Origin of the sequence: Candidatus Chryseopegocella kryptomonas, from assembly GCF_001536065.1 — a bacterium.
GTDB lineage: Bacteria > Bacteroidota > Ignavibacteria > Kryptoniales > Kryptoniaceae > Kryptonium > Kryptonium kryptomonas.
In genome coordinates, this window is the sequence record NZ_CZVW01000002.1 from 14,017 (window position 1) to 36,140 (window position 22,124).

General features: G+C 36.1%; 18 protein-coding genes and 1 tRNA gene. 11 read left to right on the plus strand and 8 right to left on the minus strand.

The window, feature by feature from the left end; translation table 11 throughout:
* Positions 1-43: 43 nt before the first annotated feature.
* Together AWW83_RS00745 and AWW83_RS00750 are read right to left on the minus strand one after the other, a co-directional pair.
* Complete coding sequence (locus AWW83_RS00745; protein WP_092346944.1) at positions 44-1,216, minus strand: DUF819 family protein; 1,173 nt, start codon at positions 1,214-1,216, stop codon at positions 44-46.
* A gap of 12 nt (positions 1,217-1,228) precedes the next feature.
* Complete coding sequence (locus tag AWW83_RS00750; RefSeq protein WP_092346947.1) at positions 1,229-2,368, minus strand: C40 family peptidase; 1,140 nt, start codon at positions 2,366-2,368, stop codon at positions 1,229-1,231.
* Between the two features lie 112 nt (positions 2,369-2,480).
* Here AWW83_RS00750 and AWW83_RS00755 point away from each other — a divergent pair.
* Positions 2,481-2,555: transfer RNA gene (locus AWW83_RS00755), tRNA-Val, on the plus strand.
* Positions 2,556-2,684: 129 nt separating this feature from the next.
* Entirely contained in the window at positions 2,685-3,749 is a 1,065-nt protein-coding gene (gene prfA, locus AWW83_RS00760; protein WP_092346950.1) for a peptide chain release factor 1, read from the plus strand.
* 2 nt (positions 3,750-3,751) lie between these two features.
* On the opposite strand, the gene AWW83_RS00765 is transcribed toward prfA, so the two are convergent.
* From AWW83_RS00765 to AWW83_RS00785, 5 genes are all read right to left on the minus strand, one after another.
* Positions 3,752-4,303, minus strand: coding sequence for a YceI family protein (locus AWW83_RS00765; RefSeq protein WP_092346954.1), 552 nt, complete (start codon positions 4,301-4,303; stop codon positions 3,752-3,754).
* Between the two features lie 21 nt (positions 4,304-4,324).
* Positions 4,325-4,939, minus strand: coding sequence for a hypothetical protein (locus AWW83_RS00770; RefSeq protein ID WP_092346957.1), 615 nt, complete (start codon positions 4,937-4,939; stop codon positions 4,325-4,327).
* Positions 4,940-5,012: 73 nt separating this feature from the next.
* Complete coding sequence (locus tag AWW83_RS00775; protein ID WP_092346960.1) at positions 5,013-6,245, minus strand: ABC transporter permease; 1,233 nt, start codon at positions 6,243-6,245, stop codon at positions 5,013-5,015.
* A 65-nt stretch (positions 6,246-6,310) separates the two neighbouring features.
* On the minus strand, positions 6,311-7,561 hold the full coding sequence (locus AWW83_RS00780; protein WP_092346963.1) for a S8 family peptidase: 1,251 nt from the start codon (positions 7,559-7,561) through the stop codon (positions 6,311-6,313).
* 76 nt (positions 7,562-7,637) lie between these two features.
* Positions 7,638-8,144 (minus strand): hypothetical protein, encoded by a 507-nt coding sequence (locus tag AWW83_RS00785; protein ID WP_092346966.1) that lies wholly within the window; start codon positions 8,142-8,144, stop codon positions 7,638-7,640.
* Between the two features lie 182 nt (positions 8,145-8,326).
* On the opposite strand from AWW83_RS00785, the gene AWW83_RS00790 reads away from it, so the two are divergent.
* The 3 genes from AWW83_RS00790 to AWW83_RS00800 all read left to right on the plus strand — a co-directional run bounded on the left by AWW83_RS00790 (position 8,327) and on the right by AWW83_RS00800 (position 13,558).
* On the plus strand, positions 8,327-9,808 hold the full coding sequence (locus tag AWW83_RS00790) for a tetratricopeptide repeat protein (RefSeq protein ID WP_092346969.1): 1,482 nt from the start codon (positions 8,327-8,329) through the stop codon (positions 9,806-9,808).
* A gap of 60 nt (positions 9,809-9,868) precedes the next feature.
* Entirely contained in the window at positions 9,869-11,011 is a 1,143-nt protein-coding gene (locus AWW83_RS00795; protein ID WP_092346972.1) for a trans-sulfuration enzyme family protein, read from the plus strand.
* Positions 11,012-11,074: 63 nt separating this feature from the next.
* Positions 11,075-13,558, plus strand: a complete 2,484-nt coding sequence (locus AWW83_RS00800) for a M1 family aminopeptidase (RefSeq protein ID WP_092346975.1) — start codon at positions 11,075-11,077, stop codon at positions 13,556-13,558.
* Positions 13,559-13,636: 78 nt separating this feature from the next.
* Here the strand turns inward: AWW83_RS00800 and AWW83_RS00805 are convergent, their stop codons facing one another.
* Positions 13,637-14,170 carry a sigma-70 family RNA polymerase sigma factor gene (locus AWW83_RS00805; protein WP_092346978.1) on the minus strand — a complete coding sequence of 178 codons (534 nt, stop codon included), beginning with the start codon at positions 14,168-14,170 and terminating at the stop codon, positions 13,637-13,639.
* Positions 14,171-14,588: 418 nt separating this feature from the next.
* Between AWW83_RS00805 and AWW83_RS00810 the strand changes: the two genes are divergently transcribed.
* The 6 genes from AWW83_RS00810 to AWW83_RS00835 all read left to right on the plus strand — a co-directional run bounded on the left by AWW83_RS00810 (position 14,589) and on the right by AWW83_RS00835 (position 22,021).
* On the plus strand, positions 14,589-15,809 hold the full coding sequence (locus AWW83_RS00810; protein WP_092346981.1) for an ATP-binding protein: 1,221 nt from the start codon (positions 14,589-14,591) through the stop codon (positions 15,807-15,809).
* A gap of 211 nt (positions 15,810-16,020) precedes the next feature.
* Entirely contained in the window at positions 16,021-16,215 is a 195-nt protein-coding gene (locus AWW83_RS00815; protein WP_092346983.1) for a hypothetical protein, read from the plus strand.
* Between the two features lie 4 nt (positions 16,216-16,219).
* Positions 16,220-18,358: an AAA family ATPase gene (locus AWW83_RS00820; protein ID WP_092346986.1), complete on the plus strand. Its 2,139-nt coding sequence runs from the start codon at positions 16,220-16,222 to the stop codon at positions 18,356-18,358.
* On the plus strand, positions 18,355-18,879 hold the full coding sequence (locus tag AWW83_RS00825) for a hypothetical protein (protein ID WP_092346989.1): 525 nt from the start codon (positions 18,355-18,357) through the stop codon (positions 18,877-18,879). Before AWW83_RS00820 ends, AWW83_RS00825 begins: the two co-directional genes overlap by 4 nt.
* A 552-nt stretch (positions 18,880-19,431) precedes the next feature.
* Positions 19,432-20,637, plus strand: a complete 1,206-nt coding sequence (locus AWW83_RS00830; protein ID WP_092346992.1) for an ATP-binding protein — start codon at positions 19,432-19,434, stop codon at positions 20,635-20,637.
* Positions 20,618-22,021 carry a sigma-54-dependent transcriptional regulator gene (locus AWW83_RS00835; RefSeq protein WP_092346994.1) on the plus strand — a complete coding sequence of 468 codons (1,404 nt, stop codon included), beginning with the start codon at positions 20,618-20,620 and terminating at the stop codon, positions 22,019-22,021. The genes AWW83_RS00830 and AWW83_RS00835 overlap by 20 nt, the downstream gene beginning before the upstream one ends.
* The last annotated feature ends 103 nt before the right edge of the window (positions 22,022-22,124 follow it).

Here is a 22,124-nt window from a genome sequence, read left to right on the forward strand (position 1 = left end):
CCGGGGCATTTCGGTATTTGAAGAAGTGGAACTTCAGAAAAAACTAAAATTTTGACACCAAATAACAAATCTGTGAGCAAAGGAGCCCGCCGTAAATTCCAAATATATTGCCTGCGACAGCCATTAAGAGTCCAACAGGTGCAAGTGCACTTTGATAAACAGATGCAACAATTGGAGCTGTAACAGGACCACCGATGTTGGCTTGACTGCTTGTTGCCATCAAGAACATAGGTGCTTTTATCAACCTTCCGACAATAAATAAACACATAGCGTGAATCAATATCCACAAAACTCCCATAATCATAAAAATTGGTGTCTCAAAAACTCCGTATATATTTGCTCTTGCGCCGACCGATGCGAGAAGTAAATAAAGCATAAAATTTCCAATATGTGTTGAGCCCGAATTTTCAAGTTCGGATAATTTTGTAAATGATAAAATAACTCCAAGCGTCGTCGCAATTATTATTCCCCAAGTGTAATGAGTTATGATTTCCCCAGCTTGTGGGAAAAAGTTTCCAATTTTCAATGATAAAATTCCACCGACGAAAGCGACGAAAATCATTGTTGCTAAATCAACAAAGGTTAAAAATTTTTTCTTTGCCTCTTTCAAATCCTGCAATTTTTTGTTAAGTTCAAGCAAAATTGTTTTATCAACGCGATTGAATTCATCAACTTTATCTTGAAAGGCAGAAAGAAAAATAACGACACCCATCCATCCATATCCGACCACTGTATCAACAACTATCAATGGAGCAAGGAGTGATTCAGGTGTTCCAATACTTTGAGCTATTGCAAGCATTGTTGCGCTTCCGCCCATCCAGCTTCCCGAGAGTGCGCCAATTCCTTTCCACGCATCAGGTGGAAGCCAGTGCTTGAAAATTAACAGAACAATTGGACCACCAATGATTATCCCAAATGAGCCGGTGAAAAACATAACGATGGCTTTTAAACCAAGTTTTATGATAACGGGAATGTTTGCGGAAAGAAGGAGCAAAATGAGAGCAGACGGCAAAAGATAAATTTTTGTCCAGTTGTAAAATTCGGATTCCCTCGGAATTATCCCGATCGCAGATGATAACATCGGGAGGAAATAAACCCAGATCACGGGCGGAAGATACTTGAAAAATTTTGATAGAAACTTAACTTGGCTTGCTTGATATATCAGAAAAATTAAAAAAACAAGGTATGCGAAAATTTCAGTTGGGTTCGTCAGCAAAACATTTCCAAATTATTTTTCAATCAAACGCTTTGCCCTTATAAAAGTTTTGTATCTGTATTCGTTAAAGTTTGGAGCTTTGGGGTCAAAACTATCAATGCTAACTTTACCAGAACAGTGGATAAATTCTTTGTTTCCGATATAAATTCCAACATGCGTAATTTTTTCTGGCTTTCCATCTTCAGCTTTTTGACCGAAGAAAAGCAAATCGCCGGGTTTTAAATTTTCAAAATTTTCGCCGGGGTTAATTTCAATTCCAAGTTTTGATTGTTGATCCGCATCTCGTGGCAATTCAAAACCATTCATTTTGAAGACAATTTTTGTAAAGCCTGAGCAATCAAATCCTCTCACGCTTGTCCCACCCCAAAGATACGGGAAGCCGACAAATTTTTTAGCAGTGTTAATTATATTACTTGCGTTCAAATTTACAGCATTGCGCCATCTGTTAAGTTCAACAACAGCATTTTTATCAACATAGCCAGTTCTTTTATCCGGGAGAATTACCTTAACCCATTTCCCGTCACTTTCTTTTTCTTCAAGACCAAGGACATTCCCCATTGATAGATCGCTAACGGGAATGGAATTTTTATCTTTCTGCGAATAAACGAAACCGAAATAATCAATGAAGATAACTTTTTTAAGATTTTTCCATTTTTCAAGTTCGGCTTTATTAAAAATCGCAAGCCCTCCTTCCTCAATCCAGCCGATATAGTTTTCCGGTGGCTCGGTTTGAACTAAATACCAATAGCCATGCTTTTTTAAGATCTTAACATTGCTTCCCATCAAGATTTGATTCACAAGTTCTGCTTGATGTGCTGGTTTTGCTCTCATATTTGCGACGCTAACGGAGATAACACCGTAAATTTTATCCCCGAGTTCAGGCGATGGAAGCACAACTATGCTGTCAATTATGTTAAATGTGGATTTTAATTGCGAAAGAAGTTCATCTTTTGCTTCTTTTTGTGTTGTTTCACCTTTTAAGATCAAGTTTCCATCTTTATCATAAAATTCAACTTCAAAAATTTCTATTCTTTTATCTGGGGCATATTTTTTTGAGACAGCGTCAATGACTTTCTTTAAATCGGGCTTTGATGATTCCTGAGCCAGAAGCGTTGAGAAAAGAGCAAAGATTAAAGCAATTGTCTTTTTCATAACTTTGTTTCGTAAATTTTTTAAAAAGTTAAAAAGGAGCGGTTAAATTTACAAGTGAAAATTTGGGAATTTTGCTTCGGATGAAAATTTTTGTTATTTTTAATTTGAACTTGGGCGGTTAGCTCAGCTGGTTTAGAGCGCCACCCTTACAAGGTGGAGGTCAGAGGTTCGAATCCTCTACCGCCCACTTAATTTTAAAAATTGAACACTCCATAAACAAACGACAACTTAAAATCCAGCCACAACTCTATCTTGACATTTTCCCGTTGATAATGTATATTTATTTTCACAAAAACAAATCTTATCGCAAAATCCTGTGATTGATAAACTTGAAAAATTGAAAAAAAGATACGATGAATTAACACAATTGCTGTCCCAACCCGATGTTATTTCCGACTTTGAAAAATATAAAACTCTTTCAAAGGAGCATCACGAATTGTCGGAAATTGTTGAACTTTACAATAAATATCTTGAAACTGAAAAAATTTTAAACGAGACGAAATTACTTTACAGAACGACTTCCGACCCCGAGCTTAAAGCGCTCGCACAGGAGGAAATAAATTCACTTCAAGAGAAACTGAAAAATTTGGAAGAACAACTTAAAGACGCACTCATACCCAAGGATCCAAACGACACCAAGAACGCAATCGTTGAAATCAGAGCTGGGACAGGTGGCGAGGAAGCAGCGCTCTTTGCAGCTGATCTTTTCCGTATGTATTCAAGATACGCGGAGAAAAAAGGATGGAAAATTGAAGTGATGGATTTTAACGAAACAGGGCTTGGGGGATTTAAAGAGATAATTTTTTATGTGACGGGAAATAATGTATATGGAACGCTCAAATACGAAAGCGGTGTCCATAGAGTTCAAAGAGTTCCGATAACCGAGTCAAGCGGTAGGATCCACACATCAGCAGCAAGCGTCGTCGTTTTGCCGGAGATTGAAGATGTTGAAATTGAAATAAATCCGGATGATTTGAAAATTGAGTTTTATCGCGCTGGGGGGCACGGTGGTCAAAATGTTAACAAAGTTGAAACTGCAGTTAGAATCACGCACATACCAACTGGGATTGTCGTACAGTGTCAGGATGAACGCTCGCAATTCAAAAATCGTGAAAAGGCGATGAAAATTTTGAGGTCAAGGTTATATGACAAAATGATTATGGAAAAAGAAGCTGAAATTACAGCACATAGAAGAAGTTTAGTCAAAACTGGTGATAGAAGCGAAAAAATTAGAACTTACAATTTCCCGCAAAATCGCGTCACAGATCATAGAATTAATCTCACGCTTTACAATCTTCAAGAAATTCTTGACGGGGAACTTGACCCGATAATTGAAGCATTGAAACTTGCTGATAAAAAAGAAAAACTTGAACAAAATTAAAATTACTTCGGCAAATTAAATTTTGCATGGATGATGATTTTTAAACTGTCATCGCTCGGTATGAACAAAAGAGTTGGGCGTTTAACTTTAAACTCCGTTAAGCTTATTTTAAAATCACCATCAACAACAAGTGAATTCATCTCAAACTTTGCTTTGCCTTTCATTGTTATCTCTTTCGTTATCCCGTGAAATGTGAGCAATCCAAAAACCGTCAAATCTTCACCATCTAATTTTATATCATTGCTCTTGAAACTAATCACTGGATATTTCAGCGCCTCAACTACCTCCATTACATGTGAATCCCTATTTGAATTACCACTGTTAAATTTAACAACCTCCGCTATTCCTTCAGCTCTTAGAATTTTCCTTTCTTTTGCATCAAATTCTATCAAAAATTTCGGCTCGTCATTTATTGCTTTAACTGTGTGAAGCGGATGGCGAATTATATATTGAATGTAAGAATCACCTTTTTCGGATTCTATCACGAGATTTTGAGCAATTAAAAATTGAAAAGAAATTGTCATCAAGATAAGAAGAAATCTAAAAATTTTCATTTTTGGACATCTGTTTTGTTTTTAACGAATTGTTATAACTATCATCGCTGATGCAAGGGCTGTGAAAGTTGTTATGGCAACTCCCATATGGATCTTCTTTAATCTGTTATAATCATCAATAGTTTTACTTTCTCTGACTTGTCTTCCAAGCACTGCTGTTGCAATCATACCAGCGCCGTGTATCCAAGCAAGCGTTTTGTGAAGAGATAAACTCCCTTCGCCTTTTTCCCTTCGCACAAGTGGTGGAGGAGATGTCAGCGCAAGTAAAGCAGTTAAAGTATATGATGCAATTGTGACTCTTACGAGCGAACGATGTTTATTTACCGCAGAATAATCACCATCAAAAACTTTTTTGCCATAGTAAGCAGAAACGAGCATCAAGCCAAGCGTTGTAAATCCACCAAGCTGATGAATTGAAAGCATAGTTCTTCGCAATTTCAATTCCTTTTCCCTTGCTTGCGGTGTTAACGGTGCAAGTCCCGTAATTCTAAATAATCCCCTTTCACCCCAGAGAGCTTTTTCAAGTATGCTTAATTTGTTTGGAAGCAAACTTATTGAAGTTGTATCTGACTGAGGTTTTAAATCGGAAGAGAAAAGAATTAAAAGGGTAAAGAGAAAAAGCAAAGCCGAACGCATAGCACCTCCGTCTTTGATTTAAAAAACGAATTCAAAATTTTTAACATTCGGAGCAAAGATAATGTTTCTCAAATTATTCCCATCTTATCGCTTCTGATGGAATGATGCTTGCTGCTCTTCTTGCGGGATAGTATGATGCAAGGGAACAAAGAATGATTGCGGAGATACCAACGACAATAAAATCTGTTAAGTGCATTTCAACGGGTAGGGATGGAATGATATAAACTGTTGGATCAAGCGGGAAGATATGATATTTTTCTTGAATATAACAAGCAAGATAGCCAATCGCACTCCCGATGCTTGCGCCGACAATTCCAATTATGACCCCTTCAAACATAAAAATTCTTACTATGTCTGAATTTTTTGCGCCCATTGCTTTTAAAATTCCAATATCTCTTGTCTTTTCAATTACAGACATAGTGAGTGAGCCAAGGATGTTAAATGTAGCAACGAAAATTATCAAACTTAAAATCACATACGCAGTCCATCTTTCAATTTGCATAACCGAGTATAAATCCTTGTGAAGGTCATACCATGTTTTCACTTGAAAATTTTCACCAAGCCGTGTTTGAATTATCTTTTTAACTTTTTCAGATTGATTTATATCATTAAGCCGTATTTCAACTCCGTTAATTTTCCCACGCATATCAAAAAGTTCCTGTGCTGATTTCACGGAGACGAAAGCATAATAGCCATCGTAATCTTTGTTGTTTGATTCAAAAATTCCAGAGACGATAAATTTCTTAACATTTGGCTGAACCAAGCCAAAAATTCCACCGAAACTTGGGCTAACCAAAGTGACGGTATCACCAACAAGAGCATTAACTCTGTCTGCAATCGTAAGCCCCAGAATTATCTTTGGTAGTCCATTATCGCTGTTAAGATCAAAGTTTCCCAAAACTATTTTTTGAGGCAAACCTGAAACAAGTCCTGCTTTTTCAGGATCAATTCCCTTCACATAGACAACACGATTGTTTCTGTCGGAAATTAACATTGCTTTGCTGATGATAAAGGGTGCATATCCTTTGATTTGCGAAATATCTGAAATTGCGTTTTCAATTTTTTTAAAGTCATCCGAACTTAAATTTAATTTTTTCTCAATTCTTATGTGCGGGTCAAATTCAACAAGTATTTTTGTTACAAGCCCATTAAACCCGTTGAAAACAGATAAAACAATTATCAAAGCTGAAACTCCAATCGTTACGCCAATGAGAGATATTAGGCTTATAATTGAAACGAGAGCAATTTTTCTTTTTGAGCGAAGATATCTCCAGGCGATGAAGGTTGTGAAAGGAAGTTTAAACATTGCGGAGAAAATTTTTTATTAAAAAGGGATTTGCCACCAGCTGTGGCAAACCCCGTAAAATTAAATTAATAATTTCCTGCGTAAACAGATAGATTTGTTGTTCTTGGTTTATTCACACTGACCCAAGCTTTTGCATCAGCAACGAGCCGATCTCTTACCTGTTGTGGTGTTGCATTTGGATTTCTTGAAAGATAAAGCGCAGCTGTCCCAGCGACATGCGGTGCTGCCATTGAAGTTCCACTCAAAGTTGCAGTTGAACTTCCAATGTAAGTTGACAAAATCCTTACACCTGGAGCATTTAAATCAAGAAGCGAGCCCCAATTTGAAAAAGTCGCGAATTTGTTGTTTTCGTCATAAGCGCCAACGGTTATTGCTTCTTTCACATGTGCGGGGCTGTAATTTTTTGCATCCGCTCCATCATTTCCAGCTGCTATCGTATAAACCACACCAGCATTAATTGAATTAACCACCGCATAATCAAGCGAATTATAACTTGTTCCAGTTCTTGCACCAAGACTCATATTTGCAACAATTGGAAGATTTGGATTGTTAACTTTTTGCTGTGTTACGAAATCAACACCGGCGATGACATTTGAAAACGAGCCAGAACCATTATCATCCAGAACTTTAACTGCGAAAAGTTCAACGCCAGGGGCAACCCCGACAACATAATTATTGTCATCTTTTGCCCCGACAATTCCAGCAACATGTGTTCCGTGTCCATTTCCATCATCAGCTGTTCCTTTGCCCGTAAAATCAACGCCACCGACAACGTTTAAATCAGGATGATTTAATTGAATTCCAGTGTCAATTATGTAAACCCTGACACCACTCACACTTCCAGTTCCATCACCAGCTCTTGTTGAGCTCAAATCCGCATCAATTCTATTAACTCCCCATGGCAAAGTTTGAGCGAATGCGTAAACGATTCCATCTTCTTCAATGTAAGCTATCCTCGGGTCGGAACGCAAAGCGAAAAGCTTATCTTCGGGGATTTCGGCTGAAAAACCTTTTATCGTGTAGCGATATACATGTTCGGGGTTCAAAGCGTAAGTTGATGCAATTTCACCAACAATTTTATTAACTGCTTCAGCGACTCCTTTTAGATCGCCCTTTGGCAGGATGTTGTCTTTAAGGACAACAATATATTTGCCTTGAATGGTGTTTTCAGTTGGCTTAATGACTGGGGCTAATTCTTTCCCTTGCTGTGTTAAGTTAATTTCTTCCTGACCAGCGGGTTGAGAGCATCCGGAAATTAAAGCAATTAAAAAAGCAAATGATAGAGTAAACAAACTCACTAAATAAAGCCGGCGCATTTTTATCTCCTGTTTTTAATTTTTAAATGAAAAAGCCCGACCTTTTATTTTAAAGGTCGGGCTTGTGGAAAATCAATTATTTAGTCGGCAAAGTGTAGAACACGCCGACTTCAACGCCGAGATAATGGACTGTCTTCACAACAGCTGAATACTTAACAACTGCTCCAACTTTAACATTTGGTGCAGCTTCATAAGCAACAAATCCGCCAGCCCCGCCTGTTAGCTTGGTTGCACTGCTTGGCTTGCTCACAAAAGCAAGACCAAGATCGCCAAGAACTCCAAGTTCAACCTTGTTCTGTGAATATGCAGTGTAGCTCAAACCATATTTCACAGGAACAAATGCGTATTCAGCTGAATTATCTTCCTTTGGAAATGTGACATAACCGACAGAAAGTTGACCTGCAACGCCTTTAACCTTCAAGAAGCTTTCCGGCACATTGTAACGATAATAAACATTTCCACCGTATCCGACCGTTGGTTTATCGCTTCGGAAGCCAAGCGTCAATCCAGCACCCAGTTCCCTTGATACTGCAACGCTACTTAAAAGAATTACTAATGCTAAAAATAAAAAAGTCCCTCTCATTTTATGCCTCCATTTTGTTTTTAAGTTTTTGTTTATTTTTTTACCTCACTACAATTATACAAAATTTGAAAATAAAAGTCAAGTGCTTTGGGTTCAAAGTTTAAGGCGACGATTTATTTCTTGAAAAATCAAGCATTTTTTGGTATATTTGAAGCGAAGAAAATTTTAAAAATTAATTTTTGATGCAAGAAATGACAAAAGCAAGGTCAGTTTTAATTTTAACAGCATTTGCGATAATTTTAATTTATCTTTCCGTAACCGGTTTCCAATGTGCAAGCGCTGAGGTTACGGGGGCAAAGGTCTATATGCAAAGACAGGATTGGGTAAATGCTGAAAAACAGCTTTTAAAAGAAGTTGAAAACAACCCCAAAAATGCAGAAGCGTGGTTTCTCCTCGGATATGTTAGAGGTGAGCAAAAAAATTATACCGGAATGCTTGAAGCTTTCAACAAATCACTTGAAATATCAAATCAATACGAAAGAGACATCAACAATTTCAAACTCAAATACTGGGTTGACAATTTCAACGCCGGTGTGACTTACTTTTCAAGGTATCAAAACAACAGAGATTCAATTCATTACATTGACAAAGCAATTGAATCATTTAAAACTGCAACGTTGATAATTCCTGATAGCGCAGCTGCTTACAAGAATCTTGCCTACAGTTATCTTGTTAAAGAAGATATTAATTCTGCTGTTGAACCACTTAAAAAAGCAGTTGAACTTTCACACGAGAAAGATGTTGATGCGATGAAGATGCTGGGAAAAATTTATTATGATTATGCATCAAGACATACTGTTAAGTTTGAAGACCCGTCAAATAAGCGTGATATTAGAGTTGGAATGACGGCTGATGATGTGAAAAAAACGCTTGGGGAACCAGATGTTATAAAGAAACCGCAACCTCAACCAACAGTTCAACAGAAAGGTAAAAGACCTCCAAAGCCAGCTCCAGTTCAACCCGAAGTTGAGTCATGGATTTATTCCAAATATGGTTTAACGCTTGAAATTGAAAACAATCTTGTTAAGACAATTGAATTTAAAGGTGAAAAATATCAAGAAGGTGGTGTAACGGTTGCGCTTGATTCAACAGAATTTTACGCTGCAAGAGAATGGTATGACAAGGCAATTGACATTTTCAACAAAGTGAGAAACATTCAACCATCTGATGAGGAAACGCTTGCCTTTCTATCAAATGCTTACATAAACGCCGGCAGAAGCGAAGAAGCTCTTGAAGCATTCCGTGCTTCCGTTGAAGCTCAACCCGGAAATAAGTATTTCCATTACAATTATGGAGTCCTTCTTTTGAAAGCTGAACAATTTGAAGATGCGATAAGAGAGTTCAAAGCAGCTGTTGATATTGATCCGAACTATAAAGAGGCACTTTACAATCTTGCTGCTTCGTATGTCAACTGGGGTGTTAAGTTGAAACAGCAAGCAGAGGATCTTGCCTTAAAACAGAATCTTGAAGAACAAGCAAAGTATGAAGCGCTATCAAAAGACAAATTTAGACAGGCGCTTCCGTATCTTGAAAGGTTAACAGAAATTGAACCTAATGATATTTTCATTTGGGAATTGCTCGGTAAAATCTATGCAAATCTTGGGGAGGTTGATAAAGCTGAGGCTGCGTTCAAGAAAGCAGATGAATTGAGAAATAAAAAGTAAAAACATAGTGCGGGCGAGGAATTCGCCCGCTTTTTTGTTAAAAAAATTCCGGGGTTAAAAATGGGATTCTCAACCGATGCAATTCATTTCGGGCAAAAACCTGACAAAGAATCATTTTCAGTTATCCCACCGATTTATCTTGCGACAACATATGCGAGAAAATTTGAAGACAGAGATGCCCCCTTCGTTTATTCACGCACGCAAAATCCAAATAGAAAAATGCTTGAAGAAAATATCGCCAAACTTGAAAATGGCAAATATGGTTTCGCTTTTTCATCTGGAGTCGCAGCTGTAACCGCAGTTATGAAACTTCTTAAACCCGGAGACCATGTTATAACGACGAAAAACATTTACGGTGGAACTTTAAGAGTTTTCAAAGAAATGGAAAAATGGGGGATAAAGTTTTCCTATGTTGATATGACGCAGGTTGAAAATGTTGAGCGTGAGTTAAAACCTGAAACGAAAATGATATTTGCAGAGACACCCTCAAACCCACTTCTTTATCTGACAGATTTGAAAAAATTATCTCAAATTCGTGATTCATTCAACAGGGAAATTTTGATCGCCGTTGACAATACATTTATGACTCCATATTTACAAAGACCGCTTGAACTTGGCTGTGATATAGTTGTGCATAGCAGTACGAAATTTCTCAACGGGCATAGTGATGTCGTCGGTGGAATTGTTGTGACAAACAGAGATGAATTGCAGAAACCGCTCTGGTATATTCAACGTGCCTTTGGAGCTGTCCCGAGTCCTTTTGATTGTTGGCTTCTTTTGAGATCAATTAAAACGCTTGCTGTCAGAATGAATCAGCATTGTTATAACGCAAAAAGAATTGCCATCTTTCTTGCATCGCATCCAAAGGTTAAAAGAGTTTTTTATCCGGGGCTTCCATCTCATCCGCAATATGAACTTGCTCAATCTCAGATGAAAGATTTCGGCGGGGTTGTGACGATTGACCTCGGTTCAAAAGAAAATGTTAGAAAATTTCTTGACAATTTAAAAATCTTCACACTTGCTGAATCTTTGGGCGGGGTTGAAAGTTTAGTTAATCATTCCTGGACGATGAGCCATTCTTCGGTATCAGAAGAAGAGAAAAAAGAACTTGGACTTACGGAAGGAATTTTGAGATTGTCCGTTGGAATTGAAGATGTTGAGGATTTAATTGATGACCTTGAACAAGCACTTGAAAAAATTTAACATTTGAAACCTATCAAGTTTTGAACTCGTCAAATTTTCAAAAAATTTAAGGAGAACCGCAAAATGCGTAAGTTGTATTTTTATTTCTTGCTGTCTCTTTTTATTCTTTCAACTTCGTTTTCGCAACGCCCGAGGTTTTATTACAAATCACCAACCCCGCCCCCTGAACATTTCACAAGAGATAGAACTTACGATCTCATTCACATTAAAATAGAAGTTTCACTTGATGAAAAACAGAAAACCGTTGATGGGAAGGTCACAACTAAATTCGTCCCTTTGCGTCCGAACTTTAACACCTTTGAACTTGACGCAGCGGAGATGAAAATTAAAAATGTTTATTTTGTAAATGGGCAAAAATTGAACTTTAACTTTGACTCGCTCGCACAAAAATTAAAAATTTACCTTGACAAAAATTATTCTCTCAAAGATACTCTTTCCGTCGTCGTTGAATACTTCGTCTCAAATCCACGCAAAGGTTTATATTTTATTCAACCTGACTCCGCTTATCCAGACAAACCCTATCAAATATGGTCGCAGGGACAGCCAGAGGATAATCACTACTGGTTTCCGTGTTATGATTTTCCAAATGATAAAGCAACGAGCGAACTCATCGCAACTGTTAATAAAAATTTTGTCGTAATCTCAAATGGGAAATTAATTTCAGTTAAAGAAGATAGAAAGCGTGGCTTGAAAACTTATCATTGGTTTATGGATAAACCACATTCAACTTATCTTATCTCAATTGTCGCAGGTGAATATGTCAAACTTCAAGATTATTATCTTGATATTCCGCTTGAATATTATGTTTACAAATCAAACGCAAAATATGCGAAACTATCATTTGAGAAGACGCCAGAGATAATGAAATTTTTCTCCGAAAAGATTGGCTACAAATATCCATACAACAAATACGCACAGACAATTGTTGAGGACTTTGTCTATGGTGGAATGGAGAATATAACTGCGACAACTTTGACAAGTTCAACGATTCACGATGAACGAGCGCATCTTGATGTTTCAAGCGATGGACTTGTTGCACACGAGATGGCTCATCAATGGTGGGGCGATCTTTTAACATGCAGAAGTTGGGAACACGCTTGGCTTAATGAAGGATTTGCCACATACTTTACAGCGCTTTATTTTGAACATGCACGAGGCAAAGATGAGTTTCAATTCAATGTTTATAACATGCAAAGGAGCGCAAAATTTGCTGATATGTCGGAGAAAAAACCAACCGTCTGGAATAGATATTTTGATCCAACAGATTTATTCGGTGCGCACATTTACCAGCGTGGTGGTTCAATTTTGAATATGATAAGATTTATTCTCGGTGATGAACTTTTCTGGAAGGCAATGAATTATTACGCTACAAAATATGCGTATCAAAATGTTGAAACAAATGATTTTAAAATTGCAATTGAAGAAGCAACTGGATTTAACTTAAAATGGTTCTTTGATCAATGGCTTTACAAAGCAGGTTATCCTGTTTTTGATGTAAGATATGATTATGACGATGCGAAAAAAGTTGTCAAACTTTTCGTTGAACAAATTCAACCGTCTGATTCATTAACACCAGAAGTTTTCAAAACCCCTGTTGATGTTGAAATAACCACAGGATCAGGTAGCAAGACATACAGAATTTTCATTGATAGAAGGAAACAGGAATTTGAATTCGCAGTTGATGATAAACCCGTAATGGTAATTTTTGACAAAGGCAACTGGATTTTAAAAGATTTATATTTTGAAAAGTCAAAAGAGGAGTTGATTTATCAAGCGAAAAACGCAAGTGAAATGATTGACAGATTTTGGGCTGTTCAAGAACTTGGCAAAATTATGAATGAAAAAGATGTCGTTGATGTGATGAAGCAAGTTGCAACATCAAACGAGTTTTATGCGATAAGGCAGGAAGCGATTAACAATTTAGGAAAATTAAAAGATGAAAACACAGCAAGATTTTTGATTGAGATTTACAAAAGAGAAAATGATTCACGAGTAAGAAGAAGCATTGTTGAAGCGTTGAAAGAGTTTAAATTTGATTTTGTTGCGGATTTTCTTTCCAATGTTATACAAACTGAAAAAAGTTATTATGTTATCGCTTCTGCTGTTAATTCGCTTGCTTTGATTGATTCATCAAACAAAATGAATGTTTTGAAAAAGGCACTTGAGATTGATTCACATCAAGAGGTTGTGAGAACGACTGCATTGAGAAGGTTCAGTGATTTTAAAAATACGAAGTTTGAAAAGGAAGCAATTGAAATTTTGAAAAAATACTCGTTGCGTGGGAATAATCCATCAATTCGCATGACAGCAATTTCAACGCTTTCACTCTTTGCGAATAACGACCCGAGCATAAAAGATTTTATTTTTGGAATGGTTAACACACCTGAATTTTTTGTGAGAATGGTAATTTACAATGTCCTTGGAAATATCGGTGATAAAGATGTTTTGAATTATTTGAAATCAGCGGAGAAAAAAGAGGTTGATGGACGAATGCTTCAAGCGATATGGGATGCAATTTCAAGATTGGAAAGTAAACTCGGCGAGTAAAGAAATTGGGTTGGATTTTTCAATAGGGCGTTATAATAGCGAGGGAGTGCCCAAGTTTTCAGGGCACTCCCCTTTTTTTTATTTACGCAAGAAATTTATAAGCTTTCGTTTTATTCTTTCCATTATTCGCCTCACTGTTCTTTCGCTTATATTAAATTCATGAGCTATCTCATCATTTTTATATCCATCTAATTTCCTGCGCAAAATTTCTTTTTCATTTTCTCTTAATTGAGCAAGTTCAAATAAATTCTCTACCTCAATTTGTTCAAAGTTTCGGTCAACGATAGATATCCAACTTGCGGGAATACCATCCCCGTAATCTAAGTCGTTATCGTCATCAATTAAATCAATCAATCGGATTATAACTTTACGCCTGTTTAAATAGTTTGACAATCTATTCTTCAAAGCAATGATAATGTATCTTTCAATTGATTCAATGCTTGGAAAGGTTCTGTTATCTTTTTGCTCCAATAAATTCAACAAGATATCGTGAAGCAGGTCTTTAATAACTTCAGTAGAGACATTGCGGTAAGCTGAACAAATTTTTGCGATCAAATGATCGTATCTTTTTTGTAAATGAATGTTAAAGTATTCATTTAAAGTTAATTGCATAATCTTTCCCCCTTATTTTTGATTTTGTTTAAGAAGATATGGTGAAAATGGATGGGATTTGTTTTTAATGGATTTTGAAACTGAAGGAAGGTTAAATTCAAAATTTTTGATTTATAACCCTCTTTGTTTTTAATGCACACAAATATAATAAACAAATTTGACAAAGTCAAATTTTGAGCATAAATTAAGCACGGGGAAACGAAGGATCTTTTTTGGAAGCTAGCGGTTGCAGTAAAACTCGGTGTCCGTTTTTTGTGATTTAAATTGTTTTATAATTGGAGGGAAAAATAAAAGGGAGCTCGGGTGATGCAAGAAATTACCTGCTAAATTCTTTAGTATTAGTGGAGGGAGGAAATGAAAGGTGGCGTAAATTTTATTGTTTTTCAAAACAAAAACAAAAAGAGGTTAAAAATTAGCAATGAGGAGAAGAAGAAATCCTCTATATGATTCTCATCCAATTGCAGGGGCAAGCTTAATCAAGCAGGTTAATTATGATGTGTGGAATATGGTAAGGTCTTATATACTTAAAGTTTGGAGCAAGGAGATAGATGATAATGTTATTTTTGTTGAAAAAGTTTTCAGTTATGTTGAACCGCTGGGGATACTTGGTGGAGTTTCGCTTGCTGGTTATGATGTCTTTAATAATGTTATAGCTGAAAGCAAAGGTTTATTTGCGATTGCTAATTATGATGGTGAAGGTTATATTGTTTCGTGCGTTGTGAGCGATAACGGATTTTCATCAAAGAACTACTTTATTGCGGTTGCTGCTGAAGGTGAGGGGATTAAAGTTCAGGTTTTTTTAGATGAATTGATAAAGATGTCGGTTAAAAGTTCTGGATATAAGGGAAAGATATTAAAGATATTTTATGATGAGGTGAGCGATGGGGTTAAGATAAAACCGGTTGAGCGGACAAATATAACGCTTGATGATATTTTCATAGGTGATGATATAAAGGCGGACATAAAAGATTTCATAGATGCTGTTGTCAATTTAAGTTGTGACGGAATGAGGTATCTTTTCGTGGGGGAACCCGGGACGGGGAAAACGGACACGATGAAAGCGATAATAAATCATTGTCAGACGGGAAACAGTCAAATAACGGTAATAATTTCTGATGCAGGATGCGGGGTTGGACCGGGAGCGATATTTGAATTTGCAAGCATTTTCAGTCCTGTTCTTGTGTGTATTGATGATATTGATTTAATGGTTGGAACAAGGGAAAAAGGGATGGGTCACAGGGGGCTTTCAAATATGCTTCAAATTCTTGATGGTTTTGTTGATATTCCGGGAGTTTTTCTTATAGCATCAACCAATGACAGAGAGCTCGTTGATGAGGCAGTAAGAAGACCCGGAAGATTTGATCAGATAGTTGAGTTTGGAGCGCTTGAGCCGAGGTTTTATCCAGAGATAGTTTACAGAGAAACACAAGATCAAAGGTTTGCTGATGTTTTCAGAGATGATGAGGTTGTGGAAGTTCTTTCAAATTTTGGTGCGACTGGTGCATTTATGGTAAATCTTGTAAAGTATTTGAAGAGGTCAAGGTTTGAAGAAAAAAGATATGAGCCGGAATTTGTGATTGAAGTTATTAACAGGTTGAGGTCATCGTTTGATATTTTGCCTGCGAAGTTTGGTTTTTAATTCTATGTTTTGCCCCCTTTGCGGGGGCATGATTGAATTTTAAACTAAACAAAAAGGAGTATATATGCCTTTAAACTTTAACACAGTAACGGTTGAGTTAATCAATGTGATATTAAAGCACTTGCAAGCCGTCACTTGCTCTGGCTCAAGAATAGATTGGGGTAATTTCAAAGTATTTTTATAAAATCATAACAAAAGTGGAGGATAGCCCATGGATTTGAAAGAAAGAGTAAATAAAATGTTGGAGGATGAAGAAACAAAACAATTGTGGGAGGAAATTTATTTGGCGTTTGAAGATGGTGGAATTAATGGAATTGAAAAATTGCTAATCAGAAAAGTTGAAGAAATTAAAAATGAGTTTGAAGAGATTAAATCCGAAATTGACAAAAAAATAAAGGGGAAGTAAAGTTATGGGATTAAAGTTAAAAAGTGCTATCATCTCTGGTTTCAGGGGGTTTAATCCCGAAGTTAAAATTGATTTCAATGCGCCAGTCGTCGTTTTATATGGTGAAAATGCAACTGGAAAAAGTAGTACTTTGAACGCTATTGAGTGGTGTTTGTTTGGAAGCAGCGAAGTAGTTGGGGAGAAAAATACAGGGATAAGGGAAAGGATAGATTGGGAGATAATAAACAGAAATGCGGAAAAATGTTATGTTGAGGTTGAACTTGAAAAAGATGGACAGGTTTACAATATAAGGCGAGAAAAATCTAATGGACGGGATAATATCTATATTAGGTTTTCTGACGGCGGAAAAATTGAAGGTAAAAAGGCACAGGAGGAGATTAACAAGTTGATAGGAAATTTTTCTTTTCGTGATTTTATGACTTGCATTTACCAACATCAGGAAGTTATAAGATATATTTTAACGGAAGAGCCGAGAAAAAGAGATGAAGCGCTTGACAGGTTATTTGGATTTTCTGATTATAGAAACATATCTGAAGCGATAAAGAAATTTAGCCCTAAAGGTGACGAACTTGAGAAAAAAATAGATGAGATAAAAAGTTGGATAAACAGTAGGATTGATGCTTTAAATGAAATAATTAAGCGACGAAAAGAAGAGTTATCAAAGAAAGGTTTAAGTCGGGTTGATGAAAAAGAGCGTATCAGCATAGCCAAACAAATAAAAAAGTTAATTGAAGATTTTTGTTCAGAAATTGGTGCAGATTTGTCGGAGAAGTTTAGTAAAATTGATTTAGAACAGAAAGAGTTTGTTGATGTTGCGGAGGAAGAGATAAGAAGATTAAGAAAACTTATTCCAGAAGAGAGAAAATTAAATGAATTAGTTAGAAGGAAGACAAAGATAAACCATTATATTGATGAATATGATGACCTAAATAAAAAGCGTTCGGAAGTAAAGAGGAAAATTGATAAGTTTGTTAGGGAAAATGGCGATGATAAAAAGATAAAAGAAAAAGTTAAACAAATAGAGCAAACGATAGAGGCGCTTGAAGATCAAAAAGAAGTTATGAATCTTTATGCTCTTATAATTGAGAAAGTGATGTTATATCTTGAAAGTGTTGAAGATAAAGATATATGTCCTGTTTGTGGGACGAGGAAAAAAGGTTTGCTGATACAATTGAAAAAGCAATGGGAAAAAGAACATAAAGAGAAATTTGAAAAGATAAATAAAGAAATTGACAGTTTAAAGAAAGAGTTGAAAGATAAGGAAAGATTGTTAAAGGATTATGAAAGGCTAATTGATGATTGGAAAAGGGCAGATGAAGGGTTTAGAAAATATATCAACAAAATCAGAGGTGATGAAAAAATTAGTGAGAGAGAAGATGTTAGAAGGAAGTTGGAAAAAATTTTATCAGAGCTTGAAAGTGAGATTGAACGGTTAAAAAAGAGTACGAGTGAGAAGACAGCGAGAATAGAAGAGATTGAAGAAAAAATTAAGCTTTGTAAAGATATTGATGAGATTTTAAAAGACATTGCTTTGAGGGAGAAAATAAGAGATATTGTGAGAACGCAGGAGTGGAAAAAGCTGAAGGAATTGTCGGATGATTTCAAGAAATTTGTTGACGATGTTGAAAGAATAAGGGACGCAATTTTGCGTGCAACGAAGGATGGAGTTGATGAAATAATCTCCAATGCTGGTGAAAAAATTTCGGAATTTTTTGGTGAAATCACTTCACATCCAAAGATAAAAAAGATAAAGATAAAAGTTGAGCAAAATTTAAGAAGTGGGGGTAATCAGTATAAGTTTTATGATGAAAACGATGAAAATTTACTTCCAGTTTTGAGTCAAGGTAATTTCAATTCCCTTGCTATTTCAATTTTTCTTGCGATGTCAGGAATGACGGGACAAAAAATGCCTTTTGATTTTATAATGCTTGATGATCCATCGCAAAGTCTTGGGTTTCAAGAAAAAGTTGGACTTATTAAGATACTTGACATTATTGCTAAAGAAAAAGATATCATAATTGCAACGATGGATTCTGAACTTCTGGATGAAATAAAGAAAATGTCAAGTGAGAAGAAAATATATAAATTTTACAAATGGACACCTGAAAAAGGTCCTGAAATAAATGAGGAGATTGTATCGTGAAGGGTGAAAGTTCTTTTGAAAAATTAAAAGAGATACTTGATAAATTTGGTAGCAAAGAAACAGGTCAAATATGTCAGAATCTTCTTGCTCTATGTTTTGTTGATATCGGCGTTTTGCCAAGTTGCATTGATGTAAGAAATCACGAAGGAATAGATATAATCATTGACGATCAAAATTTCGGAAAAATAGCAATTGAAGTTAAAACAACTTCTGGATCAATTATAAATCTTGGAAATAAAGATTATGAGGGTCTGGACAAATACAGAAAAAATGGATATATTGCTGTTTTTGCGATTTTAAAAATTGATCGTTATGGTGAGTGGATATTTTATGAGCCGTGGAGGAAAGTGAAAAGTTTAAGCGTTGGGCAGATTTACAATAGCGGAAAATTTAAATTTGCTGAAATGTTGAACGATAGCTTTGAGAAATTGCTTAACGATTTATTTGACGATATAATGAACTTTGGATGTAAATTTCTTGATAAGAAATTAAAAGAGATGGGGCTAAAATATTCTGGGTAATAAACAAAAACAAAATATGGAAGGCGAAAAAATGAGCTGTCCGGGAACATTTAGGGGAAGAAGATGCGCTACAACGCTTTTTCAATGCTCTAAATGTGGTCATGTTGGTTGTTCAAGGGAGGGATGCACGAATCAACTGTTTCGTGCGGGTCGGTGTTTAAGATGTGGAAGAACTGGAACAAAGAAATTATTCAGGTGATATTTGTATCTTAACAAATACCTCTCCCCCATTTGTGGGGAGAGGTTTTTCAAACACTTTCGCAAAAGGGGTTAAATTCGGGGGAATAAAATCTACTCTTTTACAAATTTATTTTTGCTTTCTTTAATTTTGCAACTCGTAGAATAAAAAAGAATCTCGGCTGAGTTAAAATTGCTCTGATAGAGTTTTGAGCGGGATGTAAAAATTTTTGTTGAATTAAGCGACATTTTGAGGAAAAATGACGGAAAATTGACGATTTAAGGCGATCTTTTATGATTGATTTACAATTAAATTAATTTGGCAAGGTTTTTGAAATACTATAGTTCAAACCAAAAATTCAGAGGAATTATCCAATGCCTGTGTCAAATTTAATTCAAATTGATATTTTATTCAGGATACTGGATGCGATAGAAGATGGGGTTATTTTTATTGACCGTGATGGAAGGATTCTTTATATGAATAAGGCTGCTGAGCTTTACAGAGGGATAAAGAACGAGGAAAGGTTGGGAACATCAGTTCTTCAGTGTCATCCAGGGGCGGTTCATGAGAAGGTGCGTGAAGTTCTTGAGAATTTTAAAAATGGAGTTTGTGAGAGAAGGCATAAAATTATTTACGCAAACGGAAAGTATTATGAGAATCTTTACAATGTCGTGAGAAGTGAGAATGGTGAATATCTGGGCATAGTTCTTGAAACAAGAGATATTACTGATAAGTTTTTACTTGAAAGAAAGTTAAAACAATTAAATGAAGAGCTGGAGAGAAAAGTTCAAGAAAGAACCGAAGAGATAAAAAAAGCATACGAGCAATTGCATAAGGCGCAGGAGTTTTTGATCCAAGCGGAAAAAATGACTTCAATTGGCAGGTTTGTTTCTGGTTTGGCTCATGAGATATATAATCCACTTGATGGGATACAGAATTGCATCAGAGCTGTGTTATCGGATTTGGATGATAAACAGCAGGTGCGTGAGTATTTAAATTTGGCGCTTGAGGGTTTATTCAAAATTGAATTGCTTGTCAGGAGGTTACTTGATTATGCAAGACCACACATGTTTGAGAAGGAAGAGGTTAATGTAAATGATATAATAGATGAGGCACTTTCTATAACGCAGTTCAGAATAAAAGACATGAATATAGAGGTTATAAAGAATTTAAGCGATGAAGATTTAATAGTTGTTGGTGATGGGCATTATCTTGAACAGGTTTTTACGAACATAATTTTGAATGCTATTGATGCAATGGAAGAGGGTGGAAAATTAGAAATAACATCCGCTGGTTCAGAGGAATGGATAGAAGTTAGCATAAAAGATAATGGTTGTGGTATTCCTGAGGAAATAATGTCAAAGATATTTGAGCCGTTTTTCACGACGAAGAGATCTGGAACGGGGCTTGGTTTATATTTAAGTTATAATGTTGTTGCTTCGCTTGGCGGGAGAATAGAGGTAAAGAGCAAAGTTGGAGAGGGAAGTGAATTCAAAGTCATATTGCCGAGAAAAATTGGGATTGAGAGTATGTATTATTCCAAGAAAGAAGTCAACGATTATGAAGGTTATAATAATTGAAGATGAGAAAATCAAAAGAATAACTCTCAGGGATGCATTAAGAAAAGAAGGTTATGATGTTGCAGATTTTGAGTCGCCGATTTTTGCATTGAATTACATAAAACAGTTCGGGGCAGATGTCGTAGTAACTGATATAAAATTGCCTGAGATGGACGGGATAGAAGTTTTAAAGTTAGTAAAGCAGGTTGATCCAGAGATAGTGGTTATAATGATGACAGCTTACGGCACGATAGAAAATGCAGTTGAAGCTATGAAGTTGGGTGCGTATGATTATATTACCAAGCCATTTTCATCGGAGAAACTAATAATGATATTGAAGAAGGTTGAGGCGTATAAAAAAGTTGTAAATGAGAACAAAGAATTGAGAAGAAGGTTAGAGGAAAGATATTCATTTGCGAACATAATCGGAAGGTCAAAGTTAATGTTAGAAGTATATTCGCAAATAGAAATTGTCGCACAAACTGATGCGACTGTATTAATAATTGGTGAAAGTGGGACTGGTAAAGATTTGGTTGCGAATGCAATTCATCAATTAAGTTCAAGAAAGGACAAACCATTTGTAAAATTAAGTTGTGCTGCTTTGCCTGAATCATTGCTTGAAAGTGAGCTTTTCGGGCATGAGAAGGGAGCATTCACAGGGGCAATCAAAGAGAGAAAGGGACGGTTTGAGTGCGCAAACGGAGGGACTTTGTTTTTGGATGATGTTGATGATATACCGTTGGGTCTTCAGGTTAAGTTGTTGAATGTGATTCAGGAGAAAAAGTTTGAGAGGGTTGGGGGTAATGAGCCGATAAAGGTGGATGTGAGGTTGATTTGCGCAAGCAAGGTTGATTTATGGGAGCTTGTAAAGCAGGGGCGTTTCAGAGATGATTTGTATTACAGGATAAGTGTTATACCCATAAAGTTGCCCCCTTTGAGGGAAAGGAAAGAGGACATACCTTTGCTAATTGAACATTTTTTGAAAAAATACGGGGGTGAAGGTTTGGAGATTACATCCGAGGCGATGGAAACATTGATTGATTACAGCTGGCCTGGGAATGTAAGACAACTTGAGAATGTGATTCAAAGAATCATAATTTTATCTAAAGGTAGCAAAGTAACAAAGGAAATGTTGCCTTCCGAGATACTGACTGAGCATGGGGGAAAAGATATATATAGTTTCTGGGGAAAGGAAAGAATTGATCTTGAAAATTTATTAAGTGAAGTGGAGAGGCAGGCGCTGAGGTGGGCATTAGAAAAATCTATGGGCAATCAAACTAAAGCAGCTAAAATTTTGGGGATAAAGCGAACCACATTGCGGGAAAAGTTGAAAAAATACGGTTTAATTAAATTTAAAGGTGACGAAAATTTGACAGAAGACAAAAAGTTGTCATCTCTAAACTAAAATTTTTCTCACATATCTAGCATTCTGGGGGAAATTATAGGGGTTGTAAAAGTTTCCTTGGCTGGCATAGAGTTTGAATTTAATTCAGAATGATGGCTAAAAA